The 16,056-nt window shown below is 63.0% G+C and carries 13 protein-coding genes; 12 read left to right on the top strand and 1 reads right to left on the bottom strand.

Annotated elements, in window-relative coordinates:
• The first annotated feature begins 47 nt into the window (after positions 1-47).
• The 5 genes from pheS to ACE3PP_RS03705 all read left to right on the top strand — a co-directional run bounded on the left by pheS (position 48) and on the right by ACE3PP_RS03705 (position 7,063).
• A complete protein-coding gene (pheS, locus tag ACE3PP_RS03725) occupies positions 48-1,151 on the top strand; it encodes a phenylalanine--tRNA ligase subunit alpha (protein ID WP_374378065.1) in 1,104 nt (367 codons plus the stop codon).
• Entirely contained in the window at positions 1,148-3,541 is a 2,394-nt protein-coding gene (gene pheT, locus ACE3PP_RS03720) for a phenylalanine--tRNA ligase subunit beta (protein ID WP_374378063.1), read from the top strand. The genes pheS and pheT overlap by 4 nt, the downstream gene beginning before the upstream one ends.
• Before the next feature lie 253 nt (positions 3,542-3,794).
• Positions 3,795-4,370: a hypothetical protein gene (locus ACE3PP_RS03715; protein ID WP_374378062.1), complete on the top strand. Its 576-nt coding sequence runs from the start codon at positions 3,795-3,797 to the stop codon at positions 4,368-4,370.
• A 354-nt stretch (positions 4,371-4,724) separates the two neighbouring features.
• Positions 4,725-6,593: a molecular chaperone HtpG gene (gene htpG, locus ACE3PP_RS03710; RefSeq protein ID WP_374378060.1), complete on the top strand. Its 1,869-nt coding sequence runs from the start codon at positions 4,725-4,727 to the stop codon at positions 6,591-6,593.
• Positions 6,594-6,595: 2 nt separating this feature from the next.
• Positions 6,596-7,063, top strand: coding sequence for an N-acetyltransferase family protein (locus ACE3PP_RS03705; protein WP_374378058.1), 468 nt, complete (start codon positions 6,596-6,598; stop codon positions 7,061-7,063).
• A 173-nt stretch (positions 7,064-7,236) separates the two neighbouring features.
• Here ACE3PP_RS03705 and ACE3PP_RS03700 read toward each other — a convergent pair whose 3' ends face one another.
• Complete coding sequence (locus ACE3PP_RS03700; RefSeq protein WP_374378056.1) at positions 7,237-8,184, bottom strand: ornithine cyclodeaminase family protein; 948 nt, start codon at positions 8,182-8,184, stop codon at positions 7,237-7,239.
• Between the two features lie 212 nt (positions 8,185-8,396).
• On the opposite strand from ACE3PP_RS03700, the gene miaB reads away from it, so the two are divergent.
• The 7 genes from miaB to metK all read left to right on the top strand — a co-directional run bounded on the left by miaB (position 8,397) and on the right by metK (position 16,055).
• Positions 8,397-9,815, top strand: coding sequence for a tRNA (N6-isopentenyl adenosine(37)-C2)-methylthiotransferase MiaB (gene miaB, locus ACE3PP_RS03695; RefSeq protein WP_374378054.1), 1,419 nt, complete (start codon positions 8,397-8,399; stop codon positions 9,813-9,815).
• A complete protein-coding gene (locus ACE3PP_RS03690; protein ID WP_374378052.1) occupies positions 9,812-10,822 on the top strand; it encodes a PhoH family protein in 1,011 nt (336 codons plus the stop codon). Before miaB ends, ACE3PP_RS03690 begins: the two co-directional genes overlap by 4 nt.
• The gene (ybeY, locus tag ACE3PP_RS03685) at positions 10,819-11,352 is read left to right on the top strand and encodes an rRNA maturation RNase YbeY (RefSeq protein WP_374378050.1); all 534 of its coding nucleotides are present in this window, start codon (positions 10,819-10,821) and stop codon (positions 11,350-11,352) included. Before ACE3PP_RS03690 ends, ybeY begins: the two co-directional genes overlap by 4 nt.
• A gap of 18 nt (positions 11,353-11,370) precedes the next feature.
• Entirely contained in the window at positions 11,371-12,297 is a 927-nt protein-coding gene (locus ACE3PP_RS03680; RefSeq protein ID WP_374378048.1) for a hemolysin family protein, read from the top strand.
• Between the two features lie 5 nt (positions 12,298-12,302).
• Positions 12,303-13,868, top strand: a complete 1,566-nt coding sequence (lnt, locus tag ACE3PP_RS03675; protein ID WP_374378047.1) for an apolipoprotein N-acyltransferase — start codon at positions 12,303-12,305, stop codon at positions 13,866-13,868.
• Between the two features lie 272 nt (positions 13,869-14,140).
• Complete coding sequence (locus ACE3PP_RS03670) at positions 14,141-14,632, top strand: helix-turn-helix domain-containing protein (RefSeq protein ID WP_374378045.1); 492 nt, start codon at positions 14,141-14,143, stop codon at positions 14,630-14,632.
• A gap of 253 nt (positions 14,633-14,885) precedes the next feature.
• The gene (metK, locus tag ACE3PP_RS03665; protein WP_374378043.1) at positions 14,886-16,055 is read left to right on the top strand and encodes a methionine adenosyltransferase; all 1,170 of its coding nucleotides are present in this window, start codon (positions 14,886-14,888) and stop codon (positions 16,053-16,055) included.
• Position 16,056: the final 1 nt, after the last annotated feature.

The raw sequence follows: 16,056 nt of genomic DNA, 5'->3' as shown, positions 1-16,056 counted from the left end.
TCCGCGACATGCGACCTATGAATAAGCCGATCAAAAGGGATCGAACGATGAGTGAGACTGGTCAGGACCTCGGGCAACTGCAGAAGAAATGGCTGGATGCCGTCTCGGAGAGCGCCAGCATCGAAACGCTGGAACAGGTGCGCGTCGATGCGCTGGGCAAGAAGGGCGAGATTTCCGGCCTGATGAAGACGCTGGGCACGATGAGCCCGGATGCGCGCAAGGAGTTCGGCGCCAAGATCAACGTGGTGAAGGACGAGGTCGCCGCCGCCATCGACGCAAAGAAGGCCCATCTCGGCGATGCCGCCTTGAACGCGAAGCTCGCGCGCGAGACGCTCGACCTCACCCTCCCCGCGCGCCCCGAATATGAGGGCCGCATCCACCCGATCAGCCAGACCATCGACGAGATCATCGCCATCTTCGGCGAGATGGGTTTCAGCGTCGCGGAAGGGCCGGATATCGAGGACGATTTCCACAATTTCACCGCGCTCAACATCCCGGCCGACCATCCGGCGCGCCAGATGCAGGACACCTTCTATCTGCCGCAGAAAGAAGATGGCAGCCAGATGGTGCTGCGGACACACACCTCGCCGGTGCAGATTCGCACCATGCTGAAGGGCGACCTCCCCATCCGCGTCATCTGCCCGGGCCGCACCTACCGCGTTGATTCCGACATGACCCATTCGCCGATGTTCCATCAGGTCGAAGGTCTGGTGATCGACACGCATACCAATATGGGGCACCTCAAAGGCTGCCTGCAGGATTTCGTGCGCGCCTTCTTCGGCATCGACAATCTGCCGGTCCGATTCCGTCCCAGCTATTTCCCCTTCACCGAACCCTCGGCGGAGGTCGATATCGGCTGCGACCGGTCGGGCGGCGAGCTGAAGCTCGGCGGCGACAAGGACGGCAATGCCAAGAACTGGCTGGAAATCCTCGGCTCCGGCATGGTGCACCCGAATGTGCTGAAGAATTGCGGCATCGATCCCGCCAAGTACCAAGGCTTCGCCTTCGGCATGGGCATCGAGCGCATCGCCATGCTGAAATACGGCATCCCCGATCTGAGAACCTTTTACGAATCCGATTTGCGCTGGCTCAGGCATTACGGCTTCGTCCCCCTTGATATCCCCACCGCGGTGGGAGGACTGACACGATGAAATTCACGCTTTCCTGGCTGAAGACGTATCTCGACACCGATGCGGATCTTGCCACCATCACCAAGAAATTGACCGATCTGGGCCTTGAGGTCGAAGGCGTCGAGGACAAGGCGCAATCCTTGAAGCCCTTCGTCGTCGGCTATGTGGTCGAGGCGAAGCAGCACCCGAATGCCGACCGCCTGCGCGTCTGCCAGGTCGATACCGGCAAAGGCATCCTGCAGGTCGTCTGCGGCGCCCCCAATGCGCGCACGGGCCTCAAAGGTGTCTTCGCGCCCGTGGGAACGCATGTGCCCGGCACCGGCCTCGATCTCAAAGCCGGCAATATCCGCGGCGAAGCCTCGAACGGCATGCTGTGCTCGGCCCGCGAACTGGGTTTGGGCCAGGATCATGACGGCATCATCGAACTTCCCGAAGATGCGCCGGTGGGCGCCAGCTTCGTCGAGTATCGCGGCCTCGGCGATCCGGTCATCGAGATCAAGATCACGCCGGACCGCGCCGATTGCCTCGGCGTCTATGGTGTTGCGCGCGATCTCTCCTCGGCGGGCCTCGGCAAGCTGAAGCCGCTCAACGAAAGCCATGTGAAGGGCACGTTCAAGAGCCCGATCTCCTGGAAGATCGACGAGAGCGCCAAGGCCAGCGTGCCTTACGTCGCCGGCCGCTATTTCAAGGGCGTCAAGAACGGTCCTTCGCCGCAATGGCTGCAGGACCGGCTGACCTCGATCGGCCTTCGCCCCATTTCGGCCCTGGTCGACATCACCAATTTCGTGACCTTCGACCTGTGCCGCCCGCTGCATGTCTTCGACGCCGACAAGGTGAAGGGTGATGTCGTCATGCGGCAGGCCAGGCAAGGCGAAACCATCCAGGCGCTTGACGGCAAGACCTACACGCTCGAACCCGGCATCATCGTCATTGCCGACGAGAACGGGCCGGAAGCGATCGGCGGCGTCATGGGCGGCGAGGTTTCCGGCTGCTCCGATGCGACCACCAATGTCTTCCTGGAAGTGGCGCTGTTCGATTCCGTGATGGTCGCCAAGACGGGCCGCAAGCTCGGCATCCTTTCCGACGCGCGCTATCGTTTCGAACGCGGGCTCGACCCGCAATCGGCGACCTGGGGTGTCGATGTGGCGACGCGCCTCATTCTGGAGCTTTGCGGTGGCGAGGTCTCGGAAGTGACCAGCGCCGGCACGTTGCCGACTGCCTTGCGCGATATCGTCTATCGCCCGTCGCGCGTTGCCTTCCTCGGCGGCGTCGATGTCGCCACCGACCGGCAGCGGCAGATCCTCGTCGATCTCGGCTTCAAGGTGAGCGAGCCGGGGCAGGATTCCTGGCTCGTCACGGTTCCTTCGTTCCGCGCCGATGTCGAAGGCGAGGCGGATATCGTCGAGGAGGTCATGCGCGTGCATGGCTTCGACCATATCCCCGCGACCTCGCTGCCGCGCCTCGGCGCCATGCCGCCGGTTGCTGTGACCCTGACGCAGAAGCGCGTGCAGCAGACCAAGCGCCTGCTGGCCGTACGCGGCCTCAATGAGACCGTGACCTTCAGCTTCATGCCGAGCAACGTGGCTGCGATGTTCGCCGGCAGTAATGCCCTGGTGCCGCTCGCCAACCCGATCAGCGCCGATCTCGACGTGATGCGGCCCTCGATCCTGGGCAATCTGCTGATGGCGGCGGAACGGAATGCCGCGCGCGGCTTTGCCGATCTGGCGCTGTTCGAAGTCGGTCCCACTTATCTCGGTGAGACCGCCAAGGAACAGATCCTCGCCGCAACCGGTCTGCGCGTCGGTTCGACGCCGCGCCATTGGCAGGTGAAGCAACGGCCCCTGGACGCCTATGACGCCAAGGCCGATGCCTTCGCGATCCTTTCGGCGTTCGGCGTGCCGGTCGAGAATTTGCAGCTCGAAGCGGCGGCACCGGCGCATTATCACCCCGGCCAGTCGGCCGTGCTGCGCCTGGGCCCCACCATCCTCGGTCAGTTCGGCACCATCCATCCGAAGGTGACGCAGGCGCTGGGCGTCAAAGGCCCGGCGGTCGGCTTCGAACTGTTCCTGGAACGCCTGCCGGCCCCGCGCGCCAAGGGCACGGCCCGGCCGCTGCTCAACGCTTCGGCCCTGCAGCCGCTGGAGCGCGACTTCGCCTTCATCGTCGATGCGGGTGTCGCCGCCGAGAAGCTGGTGAAAGCCGCCAAGGGCGCCGACAAGGCGCTCATCACGGATGTGAAGCTGTTCGACATCTTCGTCGGTGGCTCGCTGCCTGAGGGGAAGAAGTCGCTGGCACTGTCGGTGACGTTGCAACCCCGCGACAAGACCCTGACCGATGCCGAGATCGAGGCGCTGTCGGCCAAGGTTGTCGCGGCGGTCAACAAGGCCACCGGCGGGGAACTGCGGAAGTAGGTCCTCCGCCATCGTTGGGGCTTCCTGTCTCGTTGTCATCCCCCGCGCAGGCGGGGGATCCACGAGTTGATTCCTTCATTTGCCGACAAACTCGTGGATGGCGGGGCCAAGCCCGGCCATGAGAGTTGAGGAAACGCCTCCCGTCGTCATGCCCGACCGAGAGGGTGGAGCTACTCGGCGTCATTTTTTCGCCAAAGTTGTACCTTTAAGTTAAGCCGATAAACTCAACGTCAGCTTGGGATCGGGGAAGACAATGATCGACGACATTTCTCAGTTCTTCGAAATTGTTTTCCTCTTCTTCATATTCTCGCTCTTCTTGATCGGTATACCGACAGTGATCCTGAAGCTGATCCTGTCGTTGTTCATTCAGCAGACTGACCCTAGATCGAGGCGCATGATCGCAGGACGATCACTCGCCGCCGCGCTCATCAGCGGCTTGATTGCGATCGGCGTCTATTTTGCGGTGACGATGGGCAAGGGCGTCGTGCCCTTGTCGCGCGGGCATTGGATACCAGGCGAGCTTGGCGCAGGCCTGACCTTGATCATTCTCGTATTCGGTTTGGATATCTGGATTTGGGTCAAGGCGCGTGTGGACAATTCTTTCGCCCGGACAGCAATCTGGCTGGGCGGCAGCAACATCTGGATCGTTTGGGCATTCGTTGTGATGTCCGCCTACGGCTCCTACGAGCTCTCACGCCCCTGCTATGACTATCCAGGGCAAGTCGAGGCCCTTGGTGTCGACGCTTACGCCTGTGCAGCGGACGCAAGGTCGTATTGGGCGCTACATCCTGAACTTTGGGAAAGCGCCCGGGATGCAGCCGGCCATTGAACGCATGGATGGCCAGGTCAAGTCCGGCCATGACACGGTTTTATGAGGGCGACAGCCGTCGCTTACCCCCTCTCCCCGACCCTCCCCCACGTAGGGGGGAGGGAAGAGCGTTGGGCCCATGTGGCGTTTCGCTGTTCAAGAATCATCGCCCATACCCCCCTCCCCGACCCTCCCCCTCAAGGGGGGAGGGGGTTCAGACAGGGTGGTCATCACCGGCTTGCTACCATCCTCTCCCCCCTTGAGGGGGAGGGTTAGGGTGGGGGTGTGGCTGGATTTCAGCCCTCTTGATTCTCCACCCGACTCGCCGCATATGAGCGGTCAAATTGCCCCTTTATCTGGAGTTTGACCGCCATCATGACGCTGGAACGCCATGGTTTTCAGGCCGAGGTTTCGCGCCTGCTGCATATCGTTGCGCATTCGCTTTACAGCGATAAATCCGTCTTCCTGCGGGAGCTCATCTCCAACGCGTCGGATGCTTGCGACAAGCTGCGCTATCTGGCGCTGACACAGCCGGAATTGCTGGAGGGCGGCGGTGAATTGGCGGTGACGCTCACCACGAACAAGGACGCGAAGACGCTCACCATCGCCGATAACGGCATCGGCATGAACAAGGACGACCTTATCAGCCATCTGGGCACCATCGCCCGCTCCGGTTCGGCGAAGTTCGCCGAGGAATTGGCGGGGGCGAAGACGCAGGAGCAGAAGGTCAGCCTCATCGGCCAGTTCGGCGTCGGCTTCTATTCGGCTTTCATGGTGGCGGACAAGGTCGAGGTCATTTCAAGGAAGGCCGGCGAAAGCCAGGGCTGGCGCTGGGTTTCCGACGGGACCGGCGAGTTCACCGTGGAAGCGGTGGAGAAGCCGACGCGCGGGACCGAGATCGTGCTGCATCTGAAGAAAGAGGAAGCCGAATGGCTGGAGGCGGCGCGCCTCGAGCATGTGATCGCCAAGCATTCGGAGCATGTCGCTTTGCCGATCCACCTCAAGGATGGGGCGGAAGAGAAACACGTCAACCAGCAGGCGGCCCTCTGGACGAAATCGAAATCGGACATCACACCTGAGCAATATCGCGATTTCTATCGCCACATCGCCCATGCCTGGGACGATCCCTGGGCCACGATCCATTTCAAGGCGGAAGGCAAGATCGATTATACGGCGCTGCTGTTCATCCCGTCGCAGCGGCCGATGGATCTGTTCAACCCGGAACGCAAGCAATCGCTGAAGCTTTACGCCAAGCGCATCTTCATCACCGACCAGTCGGATGAAATCCTGCCGGGTTGGCTGCGCTTCGTGAAGGGGTTGGTGGACAGCGAGGATCTGCAGCTCAATATCAGCCGCGAGATGCTGCAGGCGAGCCCGATCCTGGCCAAGATCCGCGCCGCTTTGGTGAAGCGTGTCCTGTCGGATCTCACCAAGAAGGCCAATGACGACGACAAGGCGCCCTACGAGACCTTCTGGGATAATTTCGGCGCCGTGCTCAAGGAAGGCCTCTATGAGGATGTGACCTCGCGCGAGGAATTGCTGAAGCTGGCGCGGTTCCGCTCGACCGGTTCGGAGGGCTGGACGAGCCTTGCCGATTATGTCGGCCGCATGAAGGACGGGCAGAAGGCGATCTATTATATCTCCGGCGACAATCTGGACATGATCGCGCGCTCGCCGCAGCTGGAAGGGTTCAAGGCCAAGGGCATCGAAGTGCTGCTGCTGACCGACCCGATCGACGAGTTCTGGATTCCGGCAGTGGAGAAGTTCGAGGAGAAGGAGTTCCGCTCGGTAACGCGGAGCGGTTCCGACCTCGATGCGGTGAAAGCGCCCGAAGGCGAAAAGGCGGAAGAGAAGAAGCCGGTTGCCGACAATGTCGAGGCGCTGGTCTCGTTCCTCAAAATGACGCTGAAGGACAGCGTGAAGGACGTGCGCCTTTCCGAGCGGCTGACCGACAGCGCCTGCTGCCTGGTTGCCGACAGCGGCGACATGGACATGCATCTGGAGCGGCTGCTGCGGCAACATAAACGCCTGGAAGCAAGCCTGCCGCGCGTCCTCGAGATCAACGGCAGCCATCCGCTGGTGGCCGCCATGGCGAAACAGGCATCGAAGGAAGGCGATTGGGCCGAGCTCGCGGAAGCCGCCTGGCTGCTCCTCGACCAGGCGAAGATCCAGGACGGCGAGCCGCCGGCCGACCCGGTACAGTTCGTCAAGCGGCTCAACGCGCTGCTGGCGAAGGCGATTTGAGCATGGCGGGCCTCGTCTTCCGCCGCGCAACGCGCGACGATCTCGAGGCCATCGTCGACATGCTGGTCGACGATTATATCGGCGCAAAGCGCGAGGACGGGTCGCGGCCGCTGAATGCGAAGTATGTTGCGGCTTTTGATGCCATCGCGGCGGACCCGAACCAGTTCCTGCTGGTGGTCGAGGAGGCGGGCGAGATCGTGGGGTCGCTGCAGCTTTCCTTCATTCCCGGCATCGCGCGTCTGGGCATGTGGCGCGGGCAGATCGAGGGCGTGCGCATCAAGACATCGCGGCGCGGCGGCGGATTGGGTCACAAGATGCTCGACTGGGCCATCGCGCAATGCCGTGCGAAAGGCTGCGAGCTGGTGCAGTTGGCGATGGACAAGTCGCGGGAGGATACGCTGCGCTTCTATGAGTCCCTCGGCTTCAAGGCGAGTCATGAGGGGCTGAAGCTGGATTTGACCCGGGGATAGCGCGGGGAGAGCCATCGCTTCGCACCCCCACCCTAACCCTCCCCCTGAAGGGAGAGGGGACTGGAGCGAGTTCGCACAGGCATCGCTGCAAACCGGGTGAGATTCCCTCTCCCTTCAGGGGGAGGGCCGCTGACGAAGGTCGGCATCCGCCTCCGGGGTGGGGGTGGGGTGCCTCAGACCCGGTCCATCAACAACCGCGCGGCCGCCAGATCTTCGATCGCGGTGCCGACGGATTTGAAGAGCGTGATCTCGTCAGCCGACGCACGACCCTTGTGCTTGCCGCGGGCGAGGTCGAAGAGGTCGGCGGCGATGCGGCCTTCGGTCAAGGCGCCGGATTTGATCGCCTGGACGATATCGCCCGCTTCCTTCAAGGCCCCTTCGCGCGTGTCGACGAAGACGGTCGATTTGCGCACGGCCTCGTCATCGCTTTCGCGCATGTCGGGGAGGAAGGCGCCGACGAGGTCGAGATGCGTGCCGGTCTTGAGCCAGGCGCCCTTCACCAAAGCCTCGCGCGACAATGTGCCGGTGCTGACGATATCGGCCTGGCGTACGGCGGCTTCGAGGTCCTTCACCGCTTCGACCTCAATCCCGGCCTTGGTCATGTCGGCGACCGCCGCCTGGGCTTTCCCGAAATCGCGCGCCCAGAGCAGCGACTTCGTGATGGGCCGCACGGCGCGGTGGGCTTCGATGAGCGGACGCGACAGGGCACCGGCACCGACCATGAGGTGCACGGCGGCATCCTTGCGCGCGGCATAGGAAGCGGCGAGCGCCGAGGCGGCGGCCGTGCGGCGGACGGTCAGGCACTTGCCGTCCATCAATGCCTTGGGCGCGCCAGTGAGGCCGTCGAGCAGCAGATAGATCCCCTGCACGGCGGGGAGGTTGCGCCCGCCATTTCCCGGCGTGATGGTGACGATCTTGATACCAACGGATTTTCCGGCGTCCCAGGCGGGCATCAGGAGAAGGGTCTGGTCCTCCTCGCCCGGCATGGGAATGCCGTGATGGTGGCGGACGGGGACCGTCCAATCGCCGGCAAAGGCGTCGCGGAGGGCATCCACCAGGCTTTTGTAATCCAGCTTGGCGTCGATGGTGTCGGGGGTGAGATAGGGGATTTGCTCTGTCATGATGGCCGGCACATTAACGGCGCTGTCCCGACCTCGCAATCAGGCTTTATTTCACATTGTTTTCAATCGGATAGTGACATTTGCGAGACGGCTCGGAATGAGGTACACCCCGCCCCTTGGGCGTGGTATCCTTTATTTTATGAATCGAGCAGATCGGCGTGTTTTCACCCGCTTAAGCCACGGCCCGCGACTTATGAGGACCGGAATCCGCCTTGGCTAAGAAGCTCTTCATCCGAACCTATGGCTGCCAGATGAACGTTTATGACTCGGCCCGCATGGCCGACGTCCTGGCGCCTTTGGGCTATGGCCCGACCGACGATCCGGCCGATGCCGACATGGTCATCCTCAACACCTGCCATATCCGCGAGAAGGCCTCGGAAAAGACCTTCAGCGAGATCGGGCGGCTGCGCCTGGAACAGGCGCGGCGGCAGGCGGAGGGTGACGATATGATCATCGCCGTCGCCGGCTGTGTCGCCCAGGCCGAGGGCGAGGAGATCATGCGCCGCATGCCCGAGATCGACATCGTGCTGGGGCCGCAGACCTATCACCGCCTGCCGGAAATGGTGGCGCGGGCGACGCGGGCGCGCGATCAGCGTCGCGGCGCCAACAGCCTGCGCAAGCATAAGGGTGCGGGCGTTCTCGACACCGAGTTCCCGGCGGAATCGAAATTCGACCATCTGCCGCAGGCGAGCGAAGCCCCGGGCATCTCGGCCTTCCTCGCCATCCAGGAAGGCTGCGACAAGTTCTGCACCTTCTGTGTCGTCCCCTATACGCGCGGCGCCGAATTCTCGCGCCCCGTCGCGCAGGTGGTGGCGGAAGCCAAGCGCCTTGCAGCGCTGGGTGCGCGCGAACTCACGCTGCTGGGGCAGAACGTCAACGCCTATCACGGCGAAGGGCCGGACGGATCGAGCTGGAACCTCGCGCGGCTCTGCCGGCATCTTGCCGAGAAGGTGCCGGAGATTCTGCGTCTGCGCTATACGACCTCGCACCCCCGCGACATGGATGATGATCTCATCGCGGCGCATGGCGATCTCCCCGCCCTGATGCCGTTCCTGCATCTCCCCGTGCAATCGGGGTCGGACCGGATCCTCTCTGAGATGAACCGCCAGCACACCGCCGACGATTACCGGCGCCTCATCGACAAGCTCAAGACCGCGCGGCCGGATATCGCCCTCTCCTCGGACTTCATCATCGGTTTCCCCGGCGAGACGGAGGCCGAGTTCGAGGCGACGATGAAGCTCATCGAAGATGTCACCTTCGCGCAGAGCTTCTCCTTTAATTACAGCCCGCGCCCCGGAACACCGGCGGCCATCATGGCGGCGCAGGTGCCGCAGGATGTGATGAATGCGCGCCTCAAACGCGCGCAGGCGCTGCTCGAACAGCAGCTCGTCGCTTTCAACCGCGCCACCTTGGGGCTGACCGTGCCGGTCCTCCTGGAGAAGCGTGGGCGCGACCAGGGCCAGCTCGTCGGCAAGTCGCCTTATCTTCAAGCCGTGCATGTCGATGCACCCGACCATCTCATCGGCAGGGTTGCCGACGTGACCATCACCGACCTGGGGCATTTCACCCTGGGCGGTCGCCTTGCGGCAGGGCCTGCCGCCGAAGTCCAACCGGAGAGAGCCATCGCGTGAGTGCCACCCCCCTCGCCCCGATCGCCACACCCATTCATCTGCAATTCGAGGACAATCGCCTGCTGCCGCAGCTCTTTGGCCAGCACGACCAGAACCTCGCCCGGATCGAGCAGGAGCTCGGCGTCTCGATGGTGCCGCGCGGCAACCAGCTCGCCATATCCGGCCCCGAAAATGCGGTGGCGACAGCCAGACAGGTGGTGACCGGCCTCTACCAGCGCCTGAAGCGCGGGCTGGAGGTGGACCAGGGCGAGGTCGACGCGGCTTTGCGCCTGGCACGCGAGGATGACGGGCTGGAGCCCAACCTCTTCGACGGCAGCGCCGGCGGCAAGGAGGGCCTCGCCATCCGCACGGCGCGGCGCCACATCACGCCGCGCTCGGCGATGCAGGGCAAATACATGCGCATGCTGCACGAGCATGAATTGGTCTTCGGCTTAGGGCCGGCGGGTACCGGCAAGACCTATCTGGCGGTGGCCGTCGCCGTCGCCATGCTGACCAAGGGTGCCGTCGACCGCATCATCCTCTCCCGCCCCGCGGTCGAAGCGGGCGAGAAGCTGGGCTTCCTGCCCGGCGACATGCGCGAGAAGGTCGATCCGTACCTGCGCCCGCTCTATGACGCGCTGAACGACATGCTGCCGGGCGATCAGGTGGTGAAACGCATGACATCGGGCGAGATCGAGGTGGCGCCCTTGGCCTTCATGCGCGGGCGGACGCTCGCCCATTCCTTCGTCATCCTCGACGAAGCGCAGAACACGACGCCGATGCAGATGAAGATGTTTCTGACCCGCTTGGGTCAGGGCTCGCGCATGGCGATCACCGGCGATCTCAGCCAGATCGATCTGCCGAGCGGCACGAAATCGGGCCTCAAGGACGCGCTTGAAGCGGTCGAGGGCATCCAGGGGATCGGCGTCGCGCGCTTTTCGGAAGTCGACGTGGTGCGCCATCCGCTGGTGGCCCGCATCGTCGGCGCCTATGACGCCCGCGACAAGAAAGCGGCCGGCAAAGGGTGACGACCACCGCTCCCACCATCAAGATCGCCATCGAGATCGCGGACAAAGGCTGGGAGAAGGCCCTGCCCGACGTGGCGAAGATGGCCCGGAAGGCCACCCGCGCCGCGCTCAAGGCCGCCCTTTCCGCCCCGTCGCTGCCGCGCAAGCGGCTGCGCGAGGCCGGAAAAATCGAACTGGGCCTGATCCTTGCGAACGACCGGGGCGTCCACCATCTCAACCGGGATTACCGGGGCAAGGACAAGCCGACCAATGTTCTGTCCTTTGCAGCACTCGATGGCGGGCTGCCGCCGAAGGGCGTCCCGCCGAGCTATCCCTGGGCCCTGGGCGATGTCGTCCTGGGCCTGGGCACCATCCGGCGCGAAGCGAAGGAACAGGGCAAGACCCTGTCCCAGCACACTTGCCACCTGGTGGTGCATGGTGTGCTACATTTGCTGGGTTTCGATCATGAGAAGGCGCGCCAAGCGTCGGTCATGGAAAAGTTGGAACGCGAGATCCTGGGGGCCCTCGGCCTGCCGGATCCCTATCAATGAGATGAGTCTGGAAAGGTTATGAGCGACATTCCGTCTAGAAGCGGCGCGGCCGAGGAATCGGGCAAACCGCGCCTGGGGTTCAAGGGCCTGATGCGCCTGTTCCGCAGGAAGGCCACCAGCGAAAACGCACTGCGCGACGCCATCGAGGAATTGATCGAGGAATCCGAAGCCGGCGACGATGGCGAGGCGCCGCTCGATTCCAACGAATCCTCCCTGCTGCTCAACGTCCTGAAGCTCGGCGACCTCACCGCCTACGACGTCATGGTGCCGCGCGCCGACATCAAGGCGGCGCCGGAGGATATCGAGCTTAAAGGCATCATCCAGATGGTGCGCGAGTTCGGCCATTCGCGCCTGCCCATCTACCGCGAGGATCTCGACGATATCGTCGGCATCGTGCACGCCAAGGACATACTGGGTTTCTTCACCGACCCGGACAAATTCCAGCTGAAGAAGATTCTGCGCGAGCCGATGTTCATCTCGCCCTCGATCCCGGTTCTCGATCTGCTGCTGCAGATGCGCCACGGCCGCGCCCATATGGCGCTGGTGGTCGACGAATATGGCGGCATCGACGGCCTGGTCACCATCGAGGATCTGGTCGAGGAGATCATCGGCGAGATCGAGGACGAGCATGACGTGGTGAAGGGGCCGCATCTGGTGAGCCGCCCCGACGGCACCTTGCTGGCCGATGCCCGCACGACGATCGAGACCTTCGAGGAGAAAGTCGGCCCGGTCCTCACCGACGAGGAGCGCGAGGCGGATATCGATACGCTGGGTGGTCTCGTCATGTCGCTGACCGACCGCGTGCCCTTGCGCGGCGAGTTGGTGACGCACCCTTCCGGCATCACCTTCGAGGTGTTGGATGCCGACCCCCGGCGCATCAAGCGCCTGCGCGTGCGCAACGTGCCAGACCCCGCGAAAAAGCCGGAACCGGCGACGAAGGATTAAGCCCCATGCAGATGATGGCGCGGCTTTACGCCCGTGTTGAGGCGCTGGCGGGCTGGCGCCGCCGCGGCTTCGCGGTTCTGCTCGGCGCTCTGTCGGCGCTGGGCTTTGCACCGGTCCATGCCGTTCCCGTCTTCGCCGTTTCGCTGATCGGCCTCTATTGGCTGATCCAATCGGCACCGACACGGCGCATGGCCTTCAACATCGCCTGGTTCTGGTCCTTCGGCCATTTCGCCGCCGGCAATTTCTGGATCGCCAATTCCTTCCTGCTCGACATCGTCCGCTTCGGCTGGATGATGCCGCCGGTGATTGCGGGGCTCGCCGCGTACCTTGCCCTCTATCCGGCCCTCGCAGGTGCGCTCGCCTGGCGCAAGGGCGATCTGTCGCCTGGCCGTATCGTCGCGTTTGCCGGTCTTTGGCTCGTCACCGAATGGCTGCGCAGCCATGTATTGACCGGCTATGCCTGGAACCTCGCCGCCTATGTCTGGGACGTCTCGCCCGCCATGATGCAATCGGCGGCCCTGTGGGGCAGCTGGGGCCTGAGCCTTCTCACCGTCGCCATCTTCACGCTGCCGGCGGCCCTGGCTACCCCCCCGCTGGCCGGTGCGAAGCAGCGAGCGGCCGTCTTCGGAACCGTCGGCGCGGCACTGGCGCTTGTCCTCCTCTTTGCCGGTGGCGCCTGGCGCCTGGCCGGCGACAGCGGCGAACATGTCCCCGGCGTCACGCTGCGCATCGTGCAGGCCAATGTCAGCCAGATCGAGAAACTAAAAGGTGGTTTCTCGGCGCAGCATTTCGAAAAGCATATGCGCCTGACCCGCGAAACGCCGGGATTGGAGAAGGTCACGCACGTTATCTGGCCCGAATCGGCCATTCCCTTCCTGCTGGACCGGCAACCGGAACTGCGACAGATCATCGCATCCATCGTGCCGGCAAAAGGCGCACTTATTGCAGGGACAATTCGCGGTGCGCCCAGCATCGGCGAGCTATCCCAGATCTGGAATTCGCTGGTGGTGATCACCCCGAATGGCGAGGTATCGGCCAGCGCCGACAAGGCGCATCTCGTACCCCTCGGGGAGTATGTGCCGATGCGCTCGCTCTTTCCGTTCATCAGCAAGTTGACGCCGGGCTCGATGGATTTCTCGGCAGCGCCCGGACCTACCACGATCGCGGTACCCGGTGCGCCGAGTATCGGTCCGTCGATTTGCTACGAAGTGATCTTTCCCGGCGCCGTTGTTGATGAAACGCAACGACCCGACTGGTTGGTCAACATTACGAACGATGGTTGGTTCGGCAATTCACCGGGCCCCTATCAACACTTCACATCGGCGCGATTCCGCGCGGTCGAGGAAGGCATTCCTCTTGTTCGTGCAGCAAATACGGGCATTTCCGGCGTGATCGACGCTTACGGTCGCATCGAAGTTGAGACGAAACTGGGCGAAAGTGCCGTGATCGATGTGGCATTGCCGAAGGCGCAAGAACAGCCGACAATCTTTGCATCGAATGGCATATGGATTCCGCTTTTGCTCGTTGCGATTGCTCTCATTCCTATAGTGGCACGCCGCCGTTCTGCGTAAGATGAAGCACTAGTTCTTCCGTTGGTTGAGACATACGTCCGCACATGCGCGCGCATGCGGATGAACCGATTGACCCGACTTCCTCGGTATGACAAGAGGAAAGCGTCAGCATGACGGGACGTTGCGCGAACCACAGTTAATTCGGCCAGAACTCACACGGTCACCTGACGGATCGCGCTGGTGGAAACAAGCTGCAACAAGCAGCAACAGCTCTGCAAAAGAGCATTGGCTGAAATACTGTGGCTGTTGGGGCTGCAAGGAGAGTGAGAGAAATGGCGAAATCGACCAAGCAAGGGAACGGATCCAAGGGCCGCAAATCGTCCGGCCGCATGGCGAGCAAAGGGTTCCCCAACCCAATCGACGTGCATGTCGGGCAACGCATTCGTCTGCGCCGTACTCTGCTGGGAATGAGCCAGGAGAAGCTGGGCGAGGCGATCGGCCTGACCTTCCAGCAGGTGCAGAAGTATGAGCGCGGCGCCAACCGTGTCGGCTCCTCGCGCCTCTTCGATCTTGGCCGCGTCCTCGACGTGCCGATCTCCTACTTCTTCGAGGACATGCCCAATGCGGTCCAGGAGAAGAGCCCCTCGAAGCTGATGGGTGTCGCCACCCCGGCGCCGGTCGATTACGAACCCGATCCGATGGCCAAGCGCGAGACGCTGGAACTGGTTCGGGCCTATTACAAGATCCCGCAGGCATCGGTCCGCAAGCGGATCTTCGAGTTGACCAAGTCCCTGGCGAAATCGTCGCTGGCGGACGAGGACTGAAACCCTCCCCCATTTCAGCGGATTTGATGGCCAACCCGGGTAGAACAGGCCCTTTTGGGGCGACTAAAACCCGCTTGACCGCCGAATCCCGCTCAACCATGATCCCGGCCGCACCGCGGCCGGGATTTTTGCTGTTCGACTCAGGGGCTTGCTCCCCGCTTAGCCTCCCCTAGGGAGACGGACCAACAGCAAAAGCGCCCCCTCCCGCAGCATGTGAACTTGTCGAACCTTTATCTTTCTCGGGAATAGCCTCGTGTCGAAATCCTCCTATCTTTTCACCAGCGAAAGCGTGTCTGAAGGCCATCCGGACAAGGTCTGCGATCGCATCTCCGACAGCATCGTCGACCTCTATCTCGCCGCCCAGCCGGACGCGCGCGTCGCCTGCGAAACGCTCGCCACGACCAACAAGGTGGTCCTCGCTGGCGAAGTGCGCGGCCCCTCGTCGATCACCCATGACAAGCTGATCGAAACCGCCCGCCGCGCCATCAAGGAAATCGGCTACGAGCAGGAAGGCTTCCACTGGAAGAACGCCTCGATCGATTGCTACGTCCATTCGCAATCGGCCGACATCGCCCAGGGCGTCGATGCCGCGGGCAACAAGGATGAAGGTGCCGGCGACCAGGGCATCATGTTCGGCTATGCCTGCAAGGAAACGCCGGAACTGATGCCGGCCCCCCTGCAATATTCGCATCAGATCCTGAAGCTGATGGCTGAAGACCGCCACAGCGGCAAGGTGAAGGGCTTCGGCCCCGACGCCAAGAGCCAGGTGACGCTGCATTACGAAAACGGCAAGCCAGTGAAGGCGACCTCGGTCGTCGTCTCGACCCAGCACACCGAGGATTTGGACCAACGCCAAGTGCGCGAGCTCGTCCGCCCCTATGTCGAGAAGGTCCTGCCCAAGGGCTGGTTCCCGAAGGAAGAGGAATTCTACGTCAATCCGACCGGCAAGTTTGTGATCGGCGGTCCGGATGGCGATGCGGGCCTCACGGGCCGCAAGATCATCGTCGACACTTACGGCGGTGCCTCGCCGCATGGCGGCGGCGCCTTCAGCGGCAAGGACCCGACCAAGGTCGACCGTTCGGCCGCCTATGCCGCGCGCTATCTGGCGAAGAACGTCGTCGCGGCGGGTTATGCGGATAAGTGCGTGATCCAGGTCGCCTATGCGATCGGCGTATCGAAGCCGCTCTCGCTCTATGTGAACACCTATGGCACCGGCACCGTCGACGAAGAGAAGTTGGTGCGCGCCATTGACGCGGTGATGGACCTCTCGCCACGCGGCATCCGCCAGCATCTCGGCCTCAACAAGCCGATCTATGCCCGCACCTCGTCCTACGGCCATTTCGGCCGCGAGCCGGATGCCGATGGCGGCTTCTCGTGGGAGAAGCTCGACCTCGTCGCCAAGCTCCAGGCAGCGATGGCGTAAC

It is taken from the genome of Dongia sp., assembly GCF_041910485.1.
Classification (GTDB): Bacteria; Pseudomonadota; Alphaproteobacteria; order Dongiales; family Dongiaceae; genus Dongia.
Note: the sequence above shows the minus strand (reverse complement) of the source record. Positions and strands in the feature narration are given on the sequence as shown.